General features: G+C 37.9%; 18 protein-coding genes. 3 read left to right on the top strand and 15 right to left on the bottom strand.

Features of this window, described 5'->3' with window-relative positions; translation table 11 throughout:
* The first annotated feature begins 241 nt into the window (after positions 1-241).
* The 3 genes from D7D81_RS19440 to D7D81_RS07270 all read left to right on the top strand — a co-directional run bounded on the left by D7D81_RS19440 (position 242) and on the right by D7D81_RS07270 (position 4,324).
* Positions 242-394 carry a hypothetical protein gene (locus D7D81_RS19440; RefSeq protein ID WP_164522143.1) on the top strand — a complete coding sequence of 51 codons (153 nt, stop codon included), beginning with the start codon at positions 242-244 and terminating at the stop codon, positions 392-394.
* A 261-nt stretch (positions 395-655) separates the two neighbouring features.
* A complete protein-coding gene (locus D7D81_RS07275) occupies positions 656-2,443 on the top strand; it encodes an ABC transporter ATP-binding protein (protein WP_125988701.1) in 1,788 nt (595 codons plus the stop codon).
* A 60-nt stretch (positions 2,444-2,503) separates the two neighbouring features.
* On the top strand, positions 2,504-4,324 hold the full coding sequence (locus D7D81_RS07270; protein WP_125988698.1) for an ABC transporter ATP-binding protein: 1,821 nt from the start codon (positions 2,504-2,506) through the stop codon (positions 4,322-4,324).
* Between the two features lie 615 nt (positions 4,325-4,939).
* Here the strand turns inward: D7D81_RS07270 and D7D81_RS19435 are convergent.
* The 15 genes from D7D81_RS19435 to D7D81_RS07205 form a co-directional block, all read right to left on the bottom strand.
* A complete protein-coding gene (locus D7D81_RS19435) occupies positions 4,940-5,116 on the bottom strand; it encodes a hypothetical protein (protein ID WP_164522142.1) in 177 nt (58 codons plus the stop codon).
* Positions 5,117-5,183: 67 nt separating this feature from the next.
* On the bottom strand, positions 5,184-7,106 hold the full coding sequence (gene cooS / locus D7D81_RS07265; protein ID WP_125988696.1) for an anaerobic carbon-monoxide dehydrogenase catalytic subunit: 1,923 nt from the start codon (positions 7,104-7,106) through the stop codon (positions 5,184-5,186).
* A 129-nt stretch (positions 7,107-7,235) separates the two neighbouring features.
* Positions 7,236-7,442, bottom strand: a complete 207-nt coding sequence (locus tag D7D81_RS07260) for a hypothetical protein (RefSeq protein ID WP_125988694.1) — start codon at positions 7,440-7,442, stop codon at positions 7,236-7,238.
* 49 nt (positions 7,443-7,491) lie between these two features.
* Positions 7,492-8,205 (bottom strand): TraR/DksA C4-type zinc finger protein, encoded by a 714-nt coding sequence (locus tag D7D81_RS07255; protein ID WP_125988692.1) that lies wholly within the window; start codon positions 8,203-8,205, stop codon positions 7,492-7,494.
* A gap of 38 nt (positions 8,206-8,243) precedes the next feature.
* A complete protein-coding gene (locus D7D81_RS07250) occupies positions 8,244-9,041 on the bottom strand; it encodes an N-acetylmuramoyl-L-alanine amidase family protein (RefSeq protein ID WP_125988690.1) in 798 nt (265 codons plus the stop codon).
* A gap of 86 nt (positions 9,042-9,127) precedes the next feature.
* Positions 9,128-10,210, bottom strand: coding sequence for a DUF362 domain-containing protein (locus D7D81_RS07245; protein ID WP_125988688.1), 1,083 nt, complete (start codon positions 10,208-10,210; stop codon positions 9,128-9,130).
* Positions 10,211-10,748: 538 nt separating this feature from the next.
* The gene (locus D7D81_RS07240) at positions 10,749-11,843 is read right to left on the bottom strand and encodes an aldose epimerase family protein (RefSeq protein ID WP_125988686.1); all 1,095 of its coding nucleotides are present in this window, start codon (positions 11,841-11,843) and stop codon (positions 10,749-10,751) included.
* Between the two features lie 28 nt (positions 11,844-11,871).
* The gene (locus D7D81_RS07235; RefSeq protein ID WP_125988684.1) at positions 11,872-13,038 is read right to left on the bottom strand and encodes a galactokinase; all 1,167 of its coding nucleotides are present in this window, start codon (positions 13,036-13,038) and stop codon (positions 11,872-11,874) included.
* A 7-nt stretch (positions 13,039-13,045) separates the two neighbouring features.
* The gene (gene galT, locus D7D81_RS07230; protein WP_125988682.1) at positions 13,046-14,023 is read right to left on the bottom strand and encodes a galactose-1-phosphate uridylyltransferase; all 978 of its coding nucleotides are present in this window, start codon (positions 14,021-14,023) and stop codon (positions 13,046-13,048) included.
* Positions 14,023-14,145, bottom strand: a complete 123-nt coding sequence (locus D7D81_RS20070; protein ID WP_286170301.1) for a hypothetical protein — start codon at positions 14,143-14,145, stop codon at positions 14,023-14,025. Before D7D81_RS20070 ends, galT begins: the two co-directional genes overlap by 1 nt.
* The gene (galE, locus tag D7D81_RS07225; RefSeq protein ID WP_125988680.1) at positions 14,132-15,118 is read right to left on the bottom strand and encodes a UDP-glucose 4-epimerase GalE; all 987 of its coding nucleotides are present in this window, start codon (positions 15,116-15,118) and stop codon (positions 14,132-14,134) included. Before galE ends, D7D81_RS20070 begins: the two co-directional genes overlap by 14 nt.
* A gap of 5 nt (positions 15,119-15,123) precedes the next feature.
* Entirely contained in the window at positions 15,124-16,269 is a 1,146-nt protein-coding gene (locus tag D7D81_RS07220) for an ROK family transcriptional regulator (RefSeq protein WP_125988679.1), read from the bottom strand.
* 192 nt (positions 16,270-16,461) lie between these two features.
* Positions 16,462-18,189, bottom strand: coding sequence for a phosphoenolpyruvate--protein phosphotransferase (ptsP, locus tag D7D81_RS07215; protein WP_125988677.1), 1,728 nt, complete (start codon positions 18,187-18,189; stop codon positions 16,462-16,464).
* A gap of 1 nt (position 18,190) precedes the next feature.
* On the bottom strand, positions 18,191-18,472 hold the full coding sequence (locus tag D7D81_RS07210; RefSeq protein ID WP_125988675.1) for an HPr family phosphocarrier protein: 282 nt from the start codon (positions 18,470-18,472) through the stop codon (positions 18,191-18,193).
* Positions 18,473-18,518: 46 nt separating this feature from the next.
* Positions 18,519-19,781: a zinc-binding dehydrogenase gene (locus D7D81_RS07205; RefSeq protein ID WP_125988673.1), complete on the bottom strand. Its 1,263-nt coding sequence runs from the start codon at positions 19,779-19,781 to the stop codon at positions 18,519-18,521.
* Positions 19,782-19,795 lie beyond the last annotated feature (14 nt).

Here is a 19,795-nt window from a genome sequence, read left to right as displayed (position 1 = left end):
TATAATTCTTGCTTTTCATTTTTCTCCGTCCTTTCTTTGTTATTTTTAAACTTCTACACAACCACCTAAACCTTGCGGTTTGAGATGATTTTAAAAAATCATTTGCGGAATCCATGCTTAAAAAACAAAGACTTTATTAATTGCAAGTTAATCTAATTTTTAAAAATATTACTTGACAATAATTGTAAATAGGGTTTATAATAAAATGGCATGAAAAAATTTAGTAAGGAGGTCGTGTAAAATGATTGCTATTAAACTTAATTATCGTTCTGCAGTTTCAGCAGATAGATTGGCCGCTCAAGGAGCAATTAATTATATTCAGACTGTAGACTCTGACAGAAAAATAGAAAATAATAATCAATTAAAAATGTACACGACCTGTATTTTTTGCTGATCTTTTAGCTACATACAATATAGTAAGCTTAATTTTTTATTTTTGGACCACAGGTTGTGTAATACTGTGGTTTTTTATGTCTTTGATAAAGATGGAATTCTACTTTCATTACTCAGATAGTATTGCCCGGAAAATATCTATTGCTTAAATAGATACTAGGGTTCCACTATATACTAATGCATGAAAGGCCACAGGCATTTAAAGCCCGTGGTCTTTTTCTGTCTTTATAGAATAAGAGTATTAAATATGAGGTGAAAGATTATGAAAAATATTAAATTTATCTGGAGGTATATGCAAGGTAATAGACTTTTATACCTGGGAGCAATCTTTAGTATTGCCATGGGAACTTTCTTTTCTGTGCTTAACCCTCTTGTTATTAAAGTTACTATTGATTCGATTATTGGAGATGAACCTCTGCAAATGCCCTTATGGTTCAAAGGGATTTTTAAAGAAATTATTTTTAACAATGGCCTTTTAAGCAGACTTATGCTAGCAGCTGCAGCATTGATTGTCCTGACTGCTGTTAGAGGAATCTTTCTCTATTATAAGGGGAAATGGTCAGCTACAGCTGCTGAAAGTATTGCCAAGAACCTGCGTGATGAGTTATATAATCATCTCCAGCATCTTCCTTATCACTATCATGTTCAGGTCAAGACCGGGGATCTGATCCAACGCTGTACATCAGATATTGAACAGATCAGGATGTTTATGGCTGTACAACTGGTTGAGGTCGGTAGAGCAATATTTATTCTGCTAATAGCTATTTCAATATTGTTTAGTCTTCATCTGAAATTGACTTTAGTTGCTATGGCTATAGTTCCTTTCATCGTAGCTTATTCTTATTTCTTTTATGCTGAAGTTAAAAAAACTTTTAAAGATGCTGATGAAGCTGATGGTTATATGTCAACAACCCTACAGGAAAATTTAACTGGAGTACGGGTCGTTAGAGCCTTTGCCCGACAGTCTTATGAAATCGAGAAATTTGATAAAAAAAGTATAGATTTTCGGGAAAAACAATACCGGGTATTGAGATATCTAGCCTGGTTCTGGTCTATCTCCGACTTTATGTGTATGTTTCAAATTGGCGCTGTACTGGTCTTAGGTGTATACTGGGCAGTATTAGGTGAAATCTCTTTAGGTACACTAGTGGTTTTTTCCAGTTATGAAGGGATGCTTCTCTGGCCAGTCAGACAGCTGGGCCGGATCCTGACAGATTTAGGGAAGATGCAAGTAGCTATCAACCGGGTACAGGAGATATTGGACCAAGCAGTTGAATATACAGAAAATGCAGGTTTAAAACCTACTCTTAAAGGGGAAATAGTATATGAAAATGTTTCTTTTAGTTATGAAGATAGCCTGATTCTAAAGGATATTTCCTTTGAAGTGAAAAAAGGTCAGACTGTAGCTCTTTTAGGTCCAACAGGTTCAGGCAAAAGTACTCTGGTCTATCTACTGGCCCGTCTATATGACTGTCAAAGTGGCGCAATTAAGATAGATGGTTATGATATTAAAGCTATAGATAAAAAATGGCTGCGCAAACATGTTGGTCTGGTCTTACAGGAACCTTTCCTTTTCGCCAGATCTATTAAAGAAAATATTAGTTTTGCTAATTCTGCTGCTGATAATTCTGAAATCTTTGAAGCTGCTATTAATGCTTCTATCCATGAGGTTATTCAGGGCTTCGATAAAGGATATGAGACTCTGGTAGGAGAAAGGGGTGTTTCTCTGTCTGGTGGGCAAAAACAGAGAATAGCTATTGCCAGAACAATTATACGTGATTGTCCTATTCTTATTTTTGATGATTCATTAAGTGCAGTTGATACAGAGACTGATGCCCGGATTCGCCAGGCCTTACAGGAAAGAAACAAAAACACCACCACTTTCATTATCTCCCATCGAATTAATACTTTAGCTACAGCAGACCTGATTCTGGTTCTGGAAGATGGCAAAATCACTCAGCAGGGAACTCATCAGCAGTTAATAGTAGAAGATGGTATGTATCAACGGCTCTGGAAGGTGCAGAATGAACTGGTACTAGATGGTTCATAAGATCTTATGAATGTAATTTGATTTTGGTAATAGTACTATTTTAGATCTGGAGGGTTTGTTATGACAGAATTTAAGGAAGAAGTTTATTCAAAAGAGTTTAATCTGAAACTGTGGAAAAAACTCTATAAATATTTAATTCCACACAAAAAAGTATTGCTTATTTTAGCTCTAGTAATGATTGCAGTTGGAGCTATAGATGCTGTTTTCCCGGTGATGAACAAATATGCTGTTGATAATTTTATAGTCAAAGGAAGATTAAATGGGCTGTCTGTTTTTGCTTGTACATATGGAGGGCTTGTGCTTATACAAGGTTTAAATGTCTGGTTATTAATTGCCTTTGCTGGCAAATTAGAGACCTGGCTGGCTTATGATATTAGAAAAGCAGGTTTCGAAAAATTACAACAGTTATCATTCTCGTATTATGATCAGAAAGCAGTTGGCTGGTTGATGTCCAGGATGACCTCTGATGTGAAAAAAATAGGCCAGATTATTTCTTGGGGTTTTGTTGATAGTATCTGGGGTTTGACAATGATGTTTTTTATGATGATCTTAATGTTTATATATAATTATAAATTAGCTCTGGTGACTTTAGCAGTGCTTCCAATTCTAGTAGTAGTGAGCGTTTATTTCCAAAAAAAAATATTAGCTGCCTATCGCAAAGTAAGAAAGATTAATTCCCGGATAACCGGTGCCTTTAATGAAGGTATTAGTGGAGCCAGGACAACAAAAACACTGGTCAGGGAAGATAAAAATCTGCTGGAATTCTCCTCTTTGACAAAAGAAATGAAAGGGTCTTCCATCAAGGCTGCTATTTTTTCTTCACTATATCTACCCATTGTGCTAACTTTAGCCAGTGTAGGTACTGCTCTGGCTCTTTATGCTGGCGGTAGAGCTGTTTTTTTGCAGGAGATAGAATATGGGACACTGGTCCTCTTCCTATCATATACAACACTTTTCTTCGAACCAGTCTTCCAACTGGCCAGGGTTTTTGCTGAATTACAGTATGCTCAGGCTTCTGCTGAGCGAGTTCTATCAATGATCGAAACAGAACCAGAGATTAAAGATAGTAAAGATGTTATTGCTGAGTTTGGTGATAATTTTAATCCTATTCGAGAAAACTGGCCAGAAATCAAGGGAGAAATCAGCTTCAATAATATATCATTCTATTATACAGCAGAAGAGAAAGTACTGGAGAATTTTAATTTAAAAGTAAATACCGGAGAGACTATTGCTCTGGTCGGCCAGACAGGTTCTGGCAAAAGTACAATTGTAAATATTCTATGCCGTTTCTATGAACCAGTTTCAGGAGAGGTGTTGATAGATGGGATAGATTACCGCCAAAGATCTCAATTATGGTTACACGAGAATATCGGCTATGTTCTACAGACACCACATCTATTTAGTGGTACTATCAGGGAAAACATTTGCTACGGGAAATTGGATGCCAGTGATGAAGAAATAATTGCTGCCGCTAAATTAGTTAATGCCCATCAGTTTATTAAGAAATTAGCAAAGGGTTATGATACTGAAGTAGGAGAAGGTGGTGGTCTGTTATCAACAGGACAGAAACAGCTGATCTCTTTTGCCAGAGCTGTTATTGCCAACCCCAGGATATTTGTCCTGGATGAAGCCACATCTTCTATCGATACAGAGATGGAGCAGATTATCCAGGAAGCTATCAAAAATGTTTTAAAAGGGAGGACCAACTTTATAATTGCCCACCGTTTATCGACAATTAGGGCAGCTGATAGAATACTGGTTATCAAAAAGGGCAAAACTATTGAAGAAGGCAGTCATAAAGAATTAATGGAGAAAGAGGGATATTATTATAATCTTTATACAAATCAATTTCTCAAAGAAAATCAGCAGGCAACAGGTTAAAAATCATCAGTCACAAAACCCCTCTTTCTGTTTCAGCCAATTATATTAATTCCGCTTGTCGTGCACCACAGGCATTCCGTATCTAAACAAACCGTACAAGAACATTAAGGCTGCGTTACGGTGTCCTGCATTAGTGTGAATATAATTAAATGAAACTTATAGTGTGTGTTCGAAAAGAATTGTTTTAGGTGATTATATTTCCCAGAACGAAGTTAAGGTGCTACCGTTGCGACACAAGTCGATTCGTTAGTACTGGCCTCAGCATTGCGTTTAAAATGGAAGAGGGCAGTGAGTAAAGGGATATATAATCACCGGAGTATAAGCAGTGACTTTTCGAACAGACTCTTATATAGATTTTTCAGCATTTCCTTAAAAAAAATAAATTTTTTTAAAATTTATTTAAAATTAATGTATAAAAAAATTCTCCCTGGGTAAGATAGTATTGTGAGGTCAACAGTAATTGTGTAAAGATTATTTTGGGTCATTAAGGGTCTACTGTCTGTAAAAGGCAGACAGTGGGTTTGTAACTGGCTCAGAATAGTCGACTAAGATTACAGCAGGTTCATTAAATATCTCTAATAGTCGAGAGATTATTAGAGGTATTGAAAAGGGTGTTTAATTATAATATATTTCAATCTCTGGTTGAAAAAAATTAATTTGTAAATCACCTGAATCTGCTGTAGTCGGGGCAAATGTCATTGTTGGTTTAGCCCTGTCTTTAGTAGTCGAGAGATTACTAAAGGTAGCTAAGGACCTGCAGTGGCAGTAGCCGTAGATTTCTGTTGGCCTCACTGTCTTATTTGTTTAAAAGAAGGACCTGCCGGAAAGCAGGTTCTTCTTCTTTTTTATTAAAATACACTTATATACCTAATGCTTTTCGTTTCTGCAGAATATGTTTCTCTATATCATCTGCTACAGCAGCTGGTTCATCACCCAGTGCCACCTTCCCTCCACTAATACCTTCCAGCTCTTCTGTTAATAGTTTGACCAAATTTTCCCCTCCGGTAATAGGTGGAGTTGGGGATAAATGGGTATAAAGACCATAAGCCAGTGAAAACATACCATCTATGGTTGCTTTCTGCTCCAGATATTGCGGTGCTGTTACTGCTACCGGCAAATCAGAAGTATCGACATCAAGAAAATCAGCTATCGCTGTAACTACCATCGAAATACGACCTGTATCTGTACACGTTCCAAAGGGAAGTACAGGAGGAATCTGGAGTTTGCTGCAGATTTCTTTTAAACCGCTACCAGCCTGTTCAATGGCCTTCAAACAGGCCAGACCAGCTGTCTCTAACCCTTCACAACCACATCCTCCAGTTATTACCATAATATCCCTTCTGATTAATTCCCTGGCCAAATTAACTGTCATATAATCATGTGGTCCATTTTGAAGAGTAGTACAATTAACCAGGGCCACTATTCCTTTTATTTTGCCTTCTTTGATTACCTCAACCAGGGCAGCTAAATTACCACCTACTGTTTCCAGGACAGCCTCTGTTGAAAATCCGGCCATAGCCTCCTGTGTTATCTGGGGTACATATGCTTCAATACCCCTTTCCTTTCTTTTTTTAAAATTCTCAATACCTAAACTGATTAGTTCTTGAGCAACATTAGCTACCTTATCTGGCATATAATTATAATTCCTTTCTACACCAGGAATTCTAACTAGCTCACTGACAGATACCAGAGTAACCTGAAATTTATCTTCATAAGGCTTCAAATATGGTGGTGAACAGTTTTCATCCATAGCAAAGACATCAATAGCACCAGTAGCTAATGCCGGTTCAATCGCTAACCAGTTACCAATTAACCCCCCAAATACATCATTCATACCAAAGCGTTGAGCCAGTTCCTGTCCTGTTTCAATACATCCTATGATTCTAAGTCCTTTAGCACCTGCCTGTCTGGCCCTCTCCTGAACCTTTTCATCACGGGCTGCATAGATAGTTGCCACACCTGTCCAAGGTTCATGACCATTAAAAACAATATTGATATAATCAGGGTCAAGTATACCCAAATCTGTTTGAATCGAATGAGGTTTAGGTGTGCCAAAAAGAATATCCTGAACCAGATTTAGACCTAGTTGTGAACCATAAATAGTTGCAATACCAAGACGCAAAGCCTTTTTGGCCATAGATACATAATAGCCATCAACGTTTGTTAAACAACTGGCTGTAGAATCCTTTATTTCATGAAATACCCCTGATGGATAAAGCCCTGTATCTTTCCATTTCTTTTTTCTGTATTTAGGGGCATATTTATCAACCATCATTGTAGGTCCTTCATAACCTGATGAAAGCTGGTCAATCATAGTACCAGCCAGCCTCAGGGCTACCTCTTCCTTTGAACCTGTATTATCAACACCAACTGTAGCTGCCATATCTCTTAGTTTTTGCTCATCTACGATTGAAAAGGGGGTTTTACCCTCAGCAGTTGCTTTTAAGGTTCTAAAGGCATTATAGGCATGATGTGTATATGTACCAGTACCCATGACATTCCTGAGCAGCATATCCCTCATAGCCATCGCATCAGGGTCAATACCACAGGTTCCCCTCTCTGCACCTGCTTTTTCAGAGATCCGGCAGGGACCACCTGTACATAATTGACAGCTAACCCCTTCTACACAAAAATTACACCTGATTTTCTCCTGGGCGTCAAAACGATCAAAGACATTACTCATCTTCCCATCTGACAATCTCTTCTCATACATCTCCTGGACAGAGTCATGAATACTGACCCTACCATCCAGAACATCTCTATACGATTTCTTTCTGGTCATAGAATTCCTCCTTACTTATTTGTACCTAGTTTATTTTCTTATTATCTTAGATAAATTATACGGAATATTTAAAAAGTAAAAAAAATGGGAATAACCCCGCTGGTTATTCCCCAAAAAAAATATTTATTTCTATTCCTGAACATCCCTGACCTCATCCCGTAAAATCGGTATAGAATCATTTGGACCCAGATTAGGAAACTCCCTTACCTGTGGATTGAGATCAAGAAAGTCTTCATAAACCAGTATTTCAACAGTTACTTCTGTAGCCAGGTCCTCAAACACCTCTGCTATACCACGGGTTGTTCTTAAACCAGTCTCCCTTCTTCTAACTGGCAATTATCCTCACCCCTTTTTCACATCATATGTAAAAAAGGGAGACTTGCTACTACATTTTTCTTTCATTAGAGGCAATACTACCAGTAAAAGTAGTCTTTTCATCATCACTTTCCTCTAGATCATCAATTTCATCATCGAAGATGGAATCTTCAATACCAACTGAGCCTACTATTTCATCAGAGTCAGTATATGTCTGTTTATCTGATTGATCACCAACTAATTCTGCTGGATTATCCTGAGGGGAATCAGAACTACCATATTGAGCAAGGTCCTGCCAGCAGTCTTCAGCATCATATTCTACCTGATCATTATCATCATTAAAGCCATGTCCAAAAGGTGGGAAAATAGTAGCCTCAGCCAGGGACCGTCTGCGTACACCTTCATTTTCTTCAATCCCCTTGCATTTCTCACAAAAACTGGTCTGGGGTACTACCTCAAGGCGGGATTCTTTAATTTCTTCACCACACCTTTGACAGATACCATAACGACCCTCTTCCATCTTGGCTAAAGCATCATTTACCTCGGTCAATAATGTAAGTGAATTATCCCTGATTCCCCGGTCTAATTCCCGACCATAGGTATTTGAGGCCTGATCAGCAGGGTGATTATCATATGATGAAAGTTCACCAGTAGATTCTTTTAAACTCCTTTTTTCTTCATTTGACATAAGTTCCAAACCGGCTTCCAGCTCATTTTTTTCTTTGAGTAATAATTTTTTATAGTAAATTAAGCGGCTTTTTTCCATATCCTGATCACCCTTCATTTTTAATATTACTATTATTATTTCCTTTCATCTAATTATTAATTAGCAAAATATTCAACAATACCTTCATAAATAGCAACAGCCGCCTGCTCTCTAGTAATATCTTTCATTAAAATTGCCTCTTCTTCTTTATTTGATAAAAATCCAATCTCCAGTAAAATTGAATTTATACCTGGGGTTTCACGAATTACATGAAAATTATCTGCCTTTAACCCCCTATCCAGAAAACCCAGCTTATCTACTATGTTTTTGTGAATATACCAGGCAAGTGCCCAGGTTTCTTTAGCAGTAGTATAATACGCATAGGTCTCAGTTCCATGCTGCCAACCAGTGTCATCAGCATTATTATGAATACTAAGATATATATCGGCATTGATACTCCTGGCAAAGGAAGACCTCTCATTAAGAGAAACAAATTTATCTGAGTCCCTGGTTAAATAAATCTCAGCCTTGGTTTTATTATTTAACAGCTCGTATAACCTTAAAGCAATATCCAAATTTATATCTTTCTCTTTTAAACCCTGAACACCAATAGCCCCTGGATCTGAACCACCATGTCCCGGATCAATAACAATTACCTTATCATCAAGATTCATGTTACTGCTAATAACTGCTTGCTTATCTTCTTGTAATACATCTCCATTTATCTTATCATCTGCTGAATCACTGAACAGATCACTTGCTCTGCTTATTAAATACATTACTGCAGCAATTTTTACTGTCTTTATTACCTCTTCTTTAATCTCTTTATCCAATGCATAGGCCTGATTATATGTCCCCATAGAAAACACAAAAAAAACCAGCACTATTAATAAACAGGAAATAAACCTAAACATAAAAATTCACCTACAGACTATAGAATTATATATAACTAAATTCTACTTAAGTTCCCCATAGCCTGTAGGTAAATAAAGGAAAGGAACTAAAGTTCAATCAAATTATATGCTCTGCTCCCTAACCCTATTGCTGCTGCATGATCTAGTTGCTGTCTATAATCCAGACCTGATTCACTCCATAATTCCTTTAGAAAATCCTTCTCTGCCCTTTCATTTAGTAGATCAACTGAAGCCTGATCGATTGCAAGTGGGTCAACTGATAAGAGGATACCAATATCCTCAATCACCGCATCCTGGGCATTCCCCAGACAATCACAACCCTTGCTAATGTGAATCAAAAAATTAAAAAAGAGTGACTTATCCCTCTTATCTTTAATTACTCCCAGAGCATATTCGGCCATCTTTTCCTGCAAGGCCTTACTTGTCCCACCCCATGAAACAGTTATAGCATCAAAACGGCAAGTTGTTATACATTCTGCACAACCATAACACTTTTCATAATCTATCACTGCATTCCCATCTATAATCTTGATGGCCTCAACCGGGCACCATTTAACACACTGGCCACATGCTGTACAATCATCAGCCGAAACAGAAGGATTCACATCAGCATGTTGTACCTGTTTCCCACTCCTGGAGGCACAGCCCATACCTATATTTTTTATGGAAGCACCCATACAGGCACCGACATGTCCGGTCAAATGAGAGATACCAATCAATACATCACTATGTAATATGTCATTAGCAATATTTACTGCCTCAAAATGTTTGCCTGCTATCTCAACCCTGGAAAAATTCTTGGACATCAGTCCATCAGCTATGATGACAGGGGCATCAATCTTGTCCAGTGTAAAACCATGTTGATAAGCCTGAATAAGGTGGTCAACAGAATTAGACCTCTGCCCCTTATAAAGGGTATTAGTATCAGTAAAAAATGGTTTTGCCCCACTATCCTTTATCCTACTGACCAGGGTTTTTAAATAATCTGGTTTAACATAGCCAATATTATCCCTTTCCCCAAAATGTATCTTCATTGCCACAAAATCATCTTTTGCTATCAAGCTATAATTCTTTGCAGCAGTTTCAAATAGCCTAATAACTTTACTATCAATATCACCTGGACTATCCCCTTTTTCAACTGGAATAAACCAGACCTTACTTTTACCCATCTTATCTCCCCCTATATCTATAGTTTTAATACTACTTTGTCCCTATACATTATGATATACATTGTTAAAAGAACTGTCAACCTGACTATAACACTATTAATAATAATGAACAAAATGGCTTCGCCACCCAGACTTAATCAATAATTATTTATTTTTACTTAGGAATATTTCTTACACAAAGTTAACTAATTTTAATAATCCAGACTGATATATTTGTTGTACGACTCTAGAAATTATCCGTAGGCAGGAACTTGGCCTCGATGGCCTGATACTGACTCAACCATGCGTAATAAAAAGAAGAGTCAGTGAGCCGGAGGATAATTTCTTGACAGTAAGCGGAGGTAGGACACCGCAGCGCAACCTCAAACTGTTCTTGTGCGCTCTGCTTAAATACGGAGTACCTGTGGTGCACGACAAGGAAAACAAATATATCTGTCGGCCTTCAAAGTTATCCACAAACCTACAAATCACAAAAACCTAAAATCCCTTCTATAAGAAAAGGAATTTTAGGTTAATATATTAAAATAAATACTAAATTTTATCTAATACTAAAACGGAACTCGGTTATTGTCTGATACTTTTCTCCCGGCCTTAAGATTGTGTCAGGAAAATTATCCTGATTAGGGGAATCCGGATAATGTTGTGTCTCCAGGCAGAAACCACTGTTCTTTTGGTAGGCCTTACCCTTTTTACCAACAAGACTCCCATCCAGGGCATTACCTGTATAGAACTGCATACCCGGTTCACTTGTCCATACCTCTAACTGCCTTCTACTTTCCTCATCATAAACCTGAGCAGCTATTGTCAATTTACCACTTTCTCCATTTAAAACATAGTTATGGTCATATCCCCCACCATACTCTAATTGTTGATCTGCTTGATTAATATCCTCAACTATTTTCTTTGTCTTCCTGAAATCAAAGGGGGTATCACTAACACCAGCAATCTCTCCAGTAGGTATCAAACCCTCATCTACTGGGGTATAATTATCGGCATTTATGTAGGCGAAATGACCCAGTATATCACCCTCTCCTTCACCATTAAGATTAAAATAACTATGCTGGGTTAAATTAATTGGTGTAGCCTGGTCTGTTTCTCCCTGATATTCAATCCGGAGTGTATTCTCATTAGTCAATAAATAGTTTATATTTACATCCAGGTTACCCGGATAACCCTCTTCCCCATCTCTGCTTAAGTAATGTAATCTTAAACCAGCAGCATTATCATGGATAATAGGTTCAGCATCCCAGACAATTTTATCAAAACCACGTTCACCGCCATGAAGGTGACAGGCCTTTCCTCCAGGTTGATTATTTAAGGCTAGACTATATTTCTTATTATCTAAAACAAATTCCCCTCCAGCAATCCGATTACCATATCTACCTACTACAGCCCCAAAATGGGCTGGGTCTTTTTCATAATCTGCCAGTCGATTATAACCTAAAACTATATCACTAAATTTCCCCCTGGCATCAGGGACAAATAGACTCTTTATAATCCCTCCATAATTAATAACCTCAAGCTGAACACCATTTTCATTGCTCAACCTATAAAGAAAAACCTCTCTGCCGTCTTTCAAACTACCAAATGGTTTAACTAAAACATTGGAACAAACATCTTTATTACCCTGCATATCTTACCCCTCCATTTAAATAATCTCACTACAACTCCCTGGCACCGTCAGCAGGCAGACTGACATACATCTCCGGTTCAATGTTAGTCGCTTCTTGATATCCTGCCTTTACCTCAGTAATAAACTGATCAACCCTATTCCTGGCTACCAGGTTTACAGTACAGCCCCCAAAACCAGCCCCAGTCATGCGGGCCCCCAATATACCATCCTGCTTAAGGGCCAGGTCAACTAAAAGGTCTAATTCCTGACAACTAACCTGATAATCATCCCGCAGACTGATATGTGATTCTGTCATTAGACTGCCAAATGTCTCCAGGTCATTATTTTTTAGAGCCGAAACAGCAGTTAATACCCTATTGTTTTCACTAATAACATGTCTGGCCCGGGAAAGGGTTACAGCTGCCAGCTCACCTGAGAATTCTACTAACTCATCTGTGCTGACATCCCTTAAAGCCTTAATCCGACGGTCTAATTTTTCAGCAAAAAATTTTGTAGCCTTTCCACACTCCTCCCTTCTCTTATTATATTCTGAGTCTACTAATCCTCTTTCTACTTTAGAATTACAGATAACTACCCTAAAATCCTCTATTGCCAAAGGAACTAATTCATATTCATTGCTCCGACAGTCTATTAATAAGGCATTACCCTCTTTACCAAGTCTGGAAATATATTGATCCATAATACCACAATTTACTCCAACAAAGTCATTTTCTGCCCGCTGACAGAGCAGGGCCATCTCCACAGGTGCTATATTAAGTTCATTAAGTGATGAAATGGTATAAGCAGTTACTACCTCCAGGGCAGCTGAGGAACTCAATCCAGAAGCCTTGGGTATATTACCAGTAAAAATCAGATTCATTCCCGGTAGATAATAATCTAATTTCTGTATCTCATCAATAACCCCCTGCAAATAATTAACCCAGATATTTTCCTGGTCAAACTCTAAATCCATTAAAGAAAAAACTGCTTCACTATCATAGTCAACAGAATAAGCTCTAACCTCCTTATCATCCCGTAATTGAGCTATCATAACAATACTTTTGTCAATAGCCATGGGAAGTACAAAACCATCATTATAATCTGTATGCTCTCCAATCAGATTAACCCTGCCGGGAGCAGCAAAAACCCCTTTTCTTAAACCTGTATCAGAAAAACGTTCATTGAAAATCTCCCATAATTCTTTGATATCGTTCAACTTAGCTTCACTCCTTTACTGGTTCTATTTTCCGCAATTCCTCAGCCTTATCCTCCGGCAGTGAATTATTGATGTAAGCCCCGGCACCTGCTTCACTACCTGCCAGGTATTTAAGCTTATCCTTGGTCCTATATGGTGGATAAAACTCTATATGAAAATGAGAATATTCTTCTCCACTACCATCAGTAGGCTGCTGGTGAATAGCCATAATATAGGGAAAAACAAATCCAAATAAATTATCATATTTCTGAATCACAGTCCGTAATATTTCTGCCAGGTCTTCAATTTCTCTGGCACTAAAGTTATTAAAAGATGAGAGGTGATTATTGGCATAAATATGTACCTCATAGGTATACCGGGCAAAAAAAGGAACTATTGCTGTAAAGGAATCATTACTAGTAACTACCCTTCTACCATCTGCAATCTCTTCTGCAATAAGACTACAGAAAAGGCATTCCCCTTCCCTTTCATAGTGTTCCCTACTGGAATCCAACTCTCTCTTTATTTTTGGTGGTATAAAGGGGTAAGCATAAATCTGACCGTGAGGGTGTTCCAGGGTAACCCCTACCTCTTCACCCTTATTTTCGAAAATAAAAACATAATCAATAAAATCCTTAGAACCAAGTTCTTGATACCTATCCTGCCAGACCTTAACCAATTTCACATAACGGCTTAAAGGCTCTCTGGACATAATACCATTATGTTCCGGGGTAAATAAAACAACCTCACAAATCCCTTCAGCCTTGTCAACCGGGTATAGAACACTTCCACCTATATCTGGTTCTGGTGGATTTGCTTGTAGAGATGGAAATTTATTCTGAAAAACAACCAGGTCATAATCCTCAGGAACTTCAGTTGGAAATCCACCCTCTTTAGTAGGACAGAGGGGACAATAATCCTTAGGTGGTTTGAAGGTCCGGTTCTGTCTATGTGTTGCTGTAATTACCCATTCCCTGTTAACTGGATCCCATCTAAGTTCAGACATTAACTTCTCTCCCCTTTACTACCTTCTTTATATTTATTACTTTTATCCTTATCTCCTTTGAATTCGTAAAAAATTATATAGCGCCCATCATCTTTAGTCTTTTTTCTTTTAGTCATTTCCATTAAAACCGCCCCCTTTATGCCATTTCCAGGCTGTCTCAATTATAGTTTCTAAAGCAGCATACTTCGGCTTCCAGCCCAGTTCTTCCCTGATTTTTTGGGAACTAGCTACCAGTACTGCAGGGTCACCTGCCCTACGGGGACCGATCTCCGCCTCTATTTCTTTCCCTATAAGAGCTGAGGCAGTCTCAATTACCTCTTTGACAGAATAACCCTCACCATTACCCAGATTATATATCCTACTATCCATACCATCAAGCAGGCCATCAAGGGCCAGTATATGGGCATCTGCCAGGTCTTCAACATGAATATAATCCCTGATACAGGAACCATCTCTGCTTGGATAATCATCACCAAAAATATAGAGTTTATCCCTGATACCAAGGGCCTTCTGCAGTACAATTGGTATTAGATGTGTTTCCGGACTGTGTGCCTCTCCGATTTCACCTGAATGATCAGCACCTGCGGCATTAAAATATCTCAATGATACATACTTTAAACCGTGTATCTGCTGATAACGTTCCAGGATTTTTTCAAAAAACAATTTGCTATCACCATAAGTGCTAGCTGGGTTTGTTGGGTGATCTTCTGTTATAGGAACTTCCTGTGGTTCACCATAAACTGCTGCTGTTGACGAAAATACAAGATAAGCTACATTATTACTGACCATCACCTCCAGCAGATTTAACCCATTTGAGAGGTTATTCTGAAAGTATTTCCCTGGTTTCTCCATTGACTCCCCTACAATACTATGTGCTGCTAGATGAACTACTGCTTCTATCTCTTCACTCTGCATTACTTCATTAAGAAGTTTTTTATCTGCCAGATCACCTTTAACAAACTTTGCTGTCAAAACAGCCTCCCGGTGACCCTTAACTAAATTATCAAATACTACAACATGATGACCAATACCATTCAATTTTTTAGCCACATGACTGCCAATATAACCTGCTCCACCTGTTACTAATATATTCATTTAACTCATACCTCCTCCTGAAAATTAAATAATTGTTCTAATACCATAGTTGCTCCACCTATAGCCCCAACCCATTCACCAAATGCACTTACCTCTATCTGCAGCTTACTACCTGGTATATTCAAGGTATTATTTTTAATCTTTTTCTTTAATAAGGGGAGTAACAAATCTGCCCCTTCAATAAAATCACCGGCCAGTAATATCTCTTCCGGATTTAATAAATTAACCAGATTAGCCAGTCCTAACCCCAGGTATTCTACCGCATCCTCCAGTAAAAATACTGCCTTCTCAATACCTGACCTGGCATCATTAAGTAGTTTAGACCATTCTGTCTGTAAAGTATGATGAGAGAGTTCCTCATTTAATTCTTCGTTATAATTATAGACAAGCCTATCTGTAGAAACAAAAGCCTCAACACAACCACGTTTTCCACAACTACAAAGTGGCCCCTTTTTATCCAGGGTCATATGTCCAAATTCACCGGCACTATAATCACGGCCATAATGCAGTTTTCCATCCATAACTATAGCCGCACCAATTCCTGACCCTGTATTAATAAACAGGAAATTATCTCTACCATTCCATTTCTCAGCCAGGGCCATAGCCCTAACATCATTGTCAAGTAAAACCGGGAGAGCAAATTTCTCCTCCAGCCTGGCCTTCAGGGGAATATCCCTCCATTTAAAATGTGGTGCAAACAGGGAATAACCCCTCATGGGATCAACTATCCCGTGAACACCTACCCCCAGACCACAGAGCTTTTCTTTTTCAATAGAATGCTCATAAAATTCCTCAATAATACTTGCTGATAGTTCAATAAAATTATCAAGTTGGTATGAGTTAATCCTCTTTTCACTGTAAGCAACCACCTTTTTATTAAGGTCCATTAAAACCCCGCGGAGTTCAGCAATCCCCCATTCCAGACCAATAAAATAGGCTCCTGAAGGGTTAATCTCCAGCAGGACAGGTTTCCTGCCACCGCGAGATTCCCCATGGATAGTCTCCTTGATCAATCCCAGCCCTAATATTTCCTTGGTAATATTAGTGACTGTAGCAGGTGAAAGACCAGTTATCTCTGCTATCTCCGCCCGTGAAATTGCCTTTTCATTATAAATCAACTTTAAGATCACCTGTTGATTTATTTTCTTCATAAGTTCAAAACTACCCCGTTTCAAAAAAACACCTGCCTTTCAATATAAATAAGTACAAGTTCGTTTATTTATTAAATTAACTAATTTTATTATATATTATTCTTATGTTTTTGTAAAGTATATTATATTTAGTACTAAAAAAAATAATCAAGACCATAGTTTATATAGCCTTGATTATTAAACATATCGTATCTATTCACAGTAAGAAGCTTTAGATGTGAAATTACCTTCCAGTAATTCTTTTATTTCCTTGGGAGAATCCAATTCATCAACCTTTTCAATTAATTTTTCCATATCTTCAATAATAAGTTGTTGTATAATCCATTTTGTTTTCAATATTGACCCAGAACTCATACTCAATTCATCTACCCCAAGAGCCACAAAATAAGGAATAAGAGCGGGAATACTAGCAGCTTCACCACAGATTCCAACCCAGATATTGTTTTTATGGGCATTTTCTATTATCTGTTTGATCAGTCTCAAAACTGATGGGTTAAATGGACTATATAATTTGGCAACTTTAGAATTCATCCTATCTACTACAGTAGTATATTGAATTAAATCATTTGTTCCAATACTAAAAAAATCAACTAGTTTGGCAAATTTATCAGAAATTACTGCTGCAGCCGGTGTTTCCATCATCATCCCAACTTCAAGGTCTTCAGCAAAAGGAATACCTTCTGCCTGCAATTCATCTTTAGCTTCATCTAATAAAGACCTGGCAGCCAATAATTCCGTTACTGTAGAAATCATCGGAAACATAATTTTAATATTACCATAATTGCTGGCCCTTATAATAGCCCTAAGTTGTGTTTTAAAGAGATCAGTCCTTTCCAGACAAAATCTTATTGCACGAAAACCTAGAAAAGGATTACTTTCCTGAGGGAATTTAAAGTATGGCAAATCTTTATCTCCACCAATATCCAGTGTTCTAATTATTACTGGACGCCCCTCCATCTTCTGGGCAGCAGCCTGATAAACAGCAAATTGTTCATCCTCAGTTGGAAAATCACTACGTCCCATATATAGAAATTCTGTCCGAAAAAGGCCTATCCCCTCAGCATCATTCTCTAGAGCCCGATCAACTTCTGCTAACAGACCTATATTAGCAGCCAATTTAACCCGCTGTCCGTCTTTAGTAGTAGACCATGTCCCTTTAAGCTGTTGATATTGTTCTTGTTCCTGTAAATATGCTTCCTGTTTCTGTTGGTATTTTTCTATAATCTGCTGCTCAGGGTTAAGATAAATATCACCCCTATCCCCATCTATAATAAGTTGATCACCCGTCTTGATTTTCTCAAGAATATCTTTTACACCAACAACAGCAGGAATCCCCAAAGAACGGGCAATTATTGCTGAATGGGATGTCACACCACCTACTTCGATAATAAATCCTAGAACTTTATCTTTTTCTAATTGAGCTGTATCAGATGGAGTCAGGTCATGTGCTACAATTATAGCTTTTTCCCCACTAAACTCTGTCTTCCTTATTCCCTGCAATATCCGTAATAAACGTCTGGCCACATCCCTGATATCAGTAGAACGCTGCTGCATATAACTATTATCCATCATCTCAAATATCTCAATAAATTTATCCCGAACTTCTTCTACAGCCCATTCTGCATTTTGTCCTTCATTTAAAATCAGTTCTTTAATTGGCCCTATAAATTCTTCATCCTGTAGAATTGATAGATGGGCATCAAATATTTCTGCTTCACCTTCTCCAATATTCTGAAGGGTCTGTTCGTAAATTTCCTTCAGCTGTCTGGAACATTCCTTTAAAGCTTCTCCCATCCTTTCCCATTCTTTTTCAGGGATCTGAACTTTTTCATGTCTAATCTCAGGTTCTTCAGAATTAATAAGAACTGCTCTCCCAGTGGAAATCCCGCTTGAAACACCAATCCCAGTTATATGTTCCATCTTACTCCCCCTTTTCAGAGAACCCACTTTCAATTAAGGCCTGTAAGTCTAGAACTGCCTTATCCTCATCTTCACCTTCGGCAACAATAGTGATTTTATCATTCATAGCAGCCCCCATACTCATCAGAGAAAGAATACTTTTCGGATTATACCTTTTACTTTCATTATTATTTTTATATAATACTATCTCAGACTCAAACTGACTTGCTATCCTGGAAAAAATATTGGCTGGTCTTGCATGTAGGCCTTCTTCATTATTCAAAACTACAGTGATCTTTTTCATATTGATCCTCCTCTATTTTCATAGATTTTTTGACACTACCTTTTAATTATTTCTTGCCTTTATAATTTAAAAGATACCTTTCTGCTTCTGCTGACCAAAGGCCATTATTTTTTTCTATAATCCCGGTTAACTCTGCAAATAGTGGATCTTCTTTAGCTTTACTGGCAAAATCATCTATTGCGGTTAATTCCATATCTATACCTGTATAAATTAGCTTTTTTCCACCCGGGATTTCTGGTAAATTCTTTATAGTATCTACTGCACTATCAATACCACCTACATGGGTAATCATTATTGCCGGATTTATCCTACCTGCAGCTGACAGGGCAAGGGATTCACGCATATCGTCATCATTACCACCAGTTGAACCCATAATATGAGTTGGGGAGTAATGAATATTATAGAAATTCACCTCAGCGACAAATTTTTTATCTGTTGGACCGGCAAAAAAATTTAGACAGCCGTCATTACCCAATATACTATCACCCTGTTCTACTAAAGCCTTAACAGGTGCATAGACAAAAACATCATCAAATCCTGTACCAGCTGTTAACTCCTTCAGAAAAGCAGTTGGATCATCAAGCCGGGCTGTATTTACAAAGTGAAGTTCTACACCCTGACTGGCTGCTTCTTTAACTGGAAAAAGTACTGCTGCCCTATTCAGTCTATCCTGATCAATATCAGTTACTACCAGCAGAGATGGACAGCGGTCAGCATGTAGTGCATAATCTATAGCACCCAGACCCATGGGGCCCGCTGCCCCCATTAATGCTGTCTTTCCTTTTTCAACAATCCCCATATTATGAACATAATTATTAATCTCTGTATGATAAACAGCATGATAACCACCAATGATACAAGACATAGGTTCAGCCAGAGAGGCTTCATAAAAAGCCTTACCCTGATAATCCAGTAAATAACCCAGTTCCATTACTTCTGGAGGAATAATTGTATACTCGGTGTTACCGCCAAAATATTTATATGAATACCCTGGAGCATAGGGACTACCTTTATAATTTAAAGCAGGCTGGATAGCAAATTTCTGACCTGCTTTAAACTGATTCTGCCATTTGGCACCAACTTTTACTATTTCTCCGGCAAATTCATGACCGGTAATTGTAGGATTATCAGCAACATCATCAGGGACACGTTTATGCCTGGCACCCTGAATTACAGCTTTATAAGTTGACATACAGATACTATTGGAAATTACCCGGGCCAGAATTTCATCATCTTTAATTTCTGGTAGTTCAAATTCTTCCAGACGTATATCATTTTCACCATACAATCTCACTGCTTTTGTCTTCATTTATCTTCACACCC

This window comes from Halocella sp. SP3-1 (genome assembly GCF_003953885.1).
In the GTDB taxonomy this organism is placed as follows: Bacteria; Bacillota; Halanaerobiia; order Halanaerobiales; family DTU029; genus Iocasia; species Iocasia fonsfrigidae.
Note: the sequence above shows the minus strand (reverse complement) of the source record. Positions and strands in the feature narration are given on the sequence as shown.

Excerpts from the sequence above, each read along its gene's own strand:
- cooS (WP_125988696.1), bottom strand. The coding sequence starts at position 7,106 with ATGACCAGAAAGAAATCGTATAGAGATGTTCTGGATGGTAGGGTCAGT.
- D7D81_RS07240 (WP_125988686.1), bottom strand. The coding sequence starts at position 11,843 with ATGCAGGGTAATAAAGATGTTTGTTCCAATGTTTTAGTTAAACCATTT.
- ptsP (WP_125988677.1), bottom strand. The coding sequence starts at position 18,189 with ATGGAACATATAACTGGGATTGGTGTTTCAAGCGGGATTTCCACTGGG.
- D7D81_RS07270 (WP_125988698.1), top strand. The coding sequence starts at position 2,504 with ATGACAGAATTTAAGGAAGAAGTTTATTCAAAAGAGTTTAATCTGAAA.
- D7D81_RS07255 (WP_125988692.1), bottom strand. The coding sequence starts at position 8,205 with ATGAAGGGTGATCAGGATATGGAAAAAAGCCGCTTAATTTACTATAAA.
- D7D81_RS20070 (WP_286170301.1), bottom strand. The coding sequence starts at position 14,145 with ATGGAAATGACTAAAAGAAAAAAGACTAAAGATGATGGGCGCTATATA.
- D7D81_RS07205 (WP_125988673.1), bottom strand. The coding sequence starts at position 19,781 with ATGAAGACAAAAGCAGTGAGATTGTATGGTGAAAATGATATACGTCTG.
- D7D81_RS07210 (WP_125988675.1), bottom strand. The coding sequence starts at position 18,472 with ATGAAAAAGATCACTGTAGTTTTGAATAATGAAGAAGGCCTACATGCA.
- D7D81_RS19440 (WP_164522143.1), top strand. The coding sequence starts at position 242 with ATGATTGCTATTAAACTTAATTATCGTTCTGCAGTTTCAGCAGATAGA.
- galT (WP_125988682.1), bottom strand. The coding sequence starts at position 14,023 with ATGTCTGAACTTAGATGGGATCCAGTTAACAGGGAATGGGTAATTACA.
- galE (WP_125988680.1), bottom strand. The coding sequence starts at position 15,118 with ATGAATATATTAGTAACAGGTGGAGCAGGTTATATTGGCAGTCATGTG.
- D7D81_RS07220 (WP_125988679.1), bottom strand. The coding sequence starts at position 16,269 with ATGAAGAAAATAAATCAACAGGTGATCTTAAAGTTGATTTATAATGAA.
- D7D81_RS07250 (WP_125988690.1), bottom strand. The coding sequence starts at position 9,041 with ATGTTTAGGTTTATTTCCTGTTTATTAATAGTGCTGGTTTTTTTTGTG.
- D7D81_RS07245 (WP_125988688.1), bottom strand. The coding sequence starts at position 10,210 with ATGGGTAAAAGTAAGGTCTGGTTTATTCCAGTTGAAAAAGGGGATAGT.
- D7D81_RS07275 (WP_125988701.1), top strand. The coding sequence starts at position 656 with ATGAAAAATATTAAATTTATCTGGAGGTATATGCAAGGTAATAGACTT.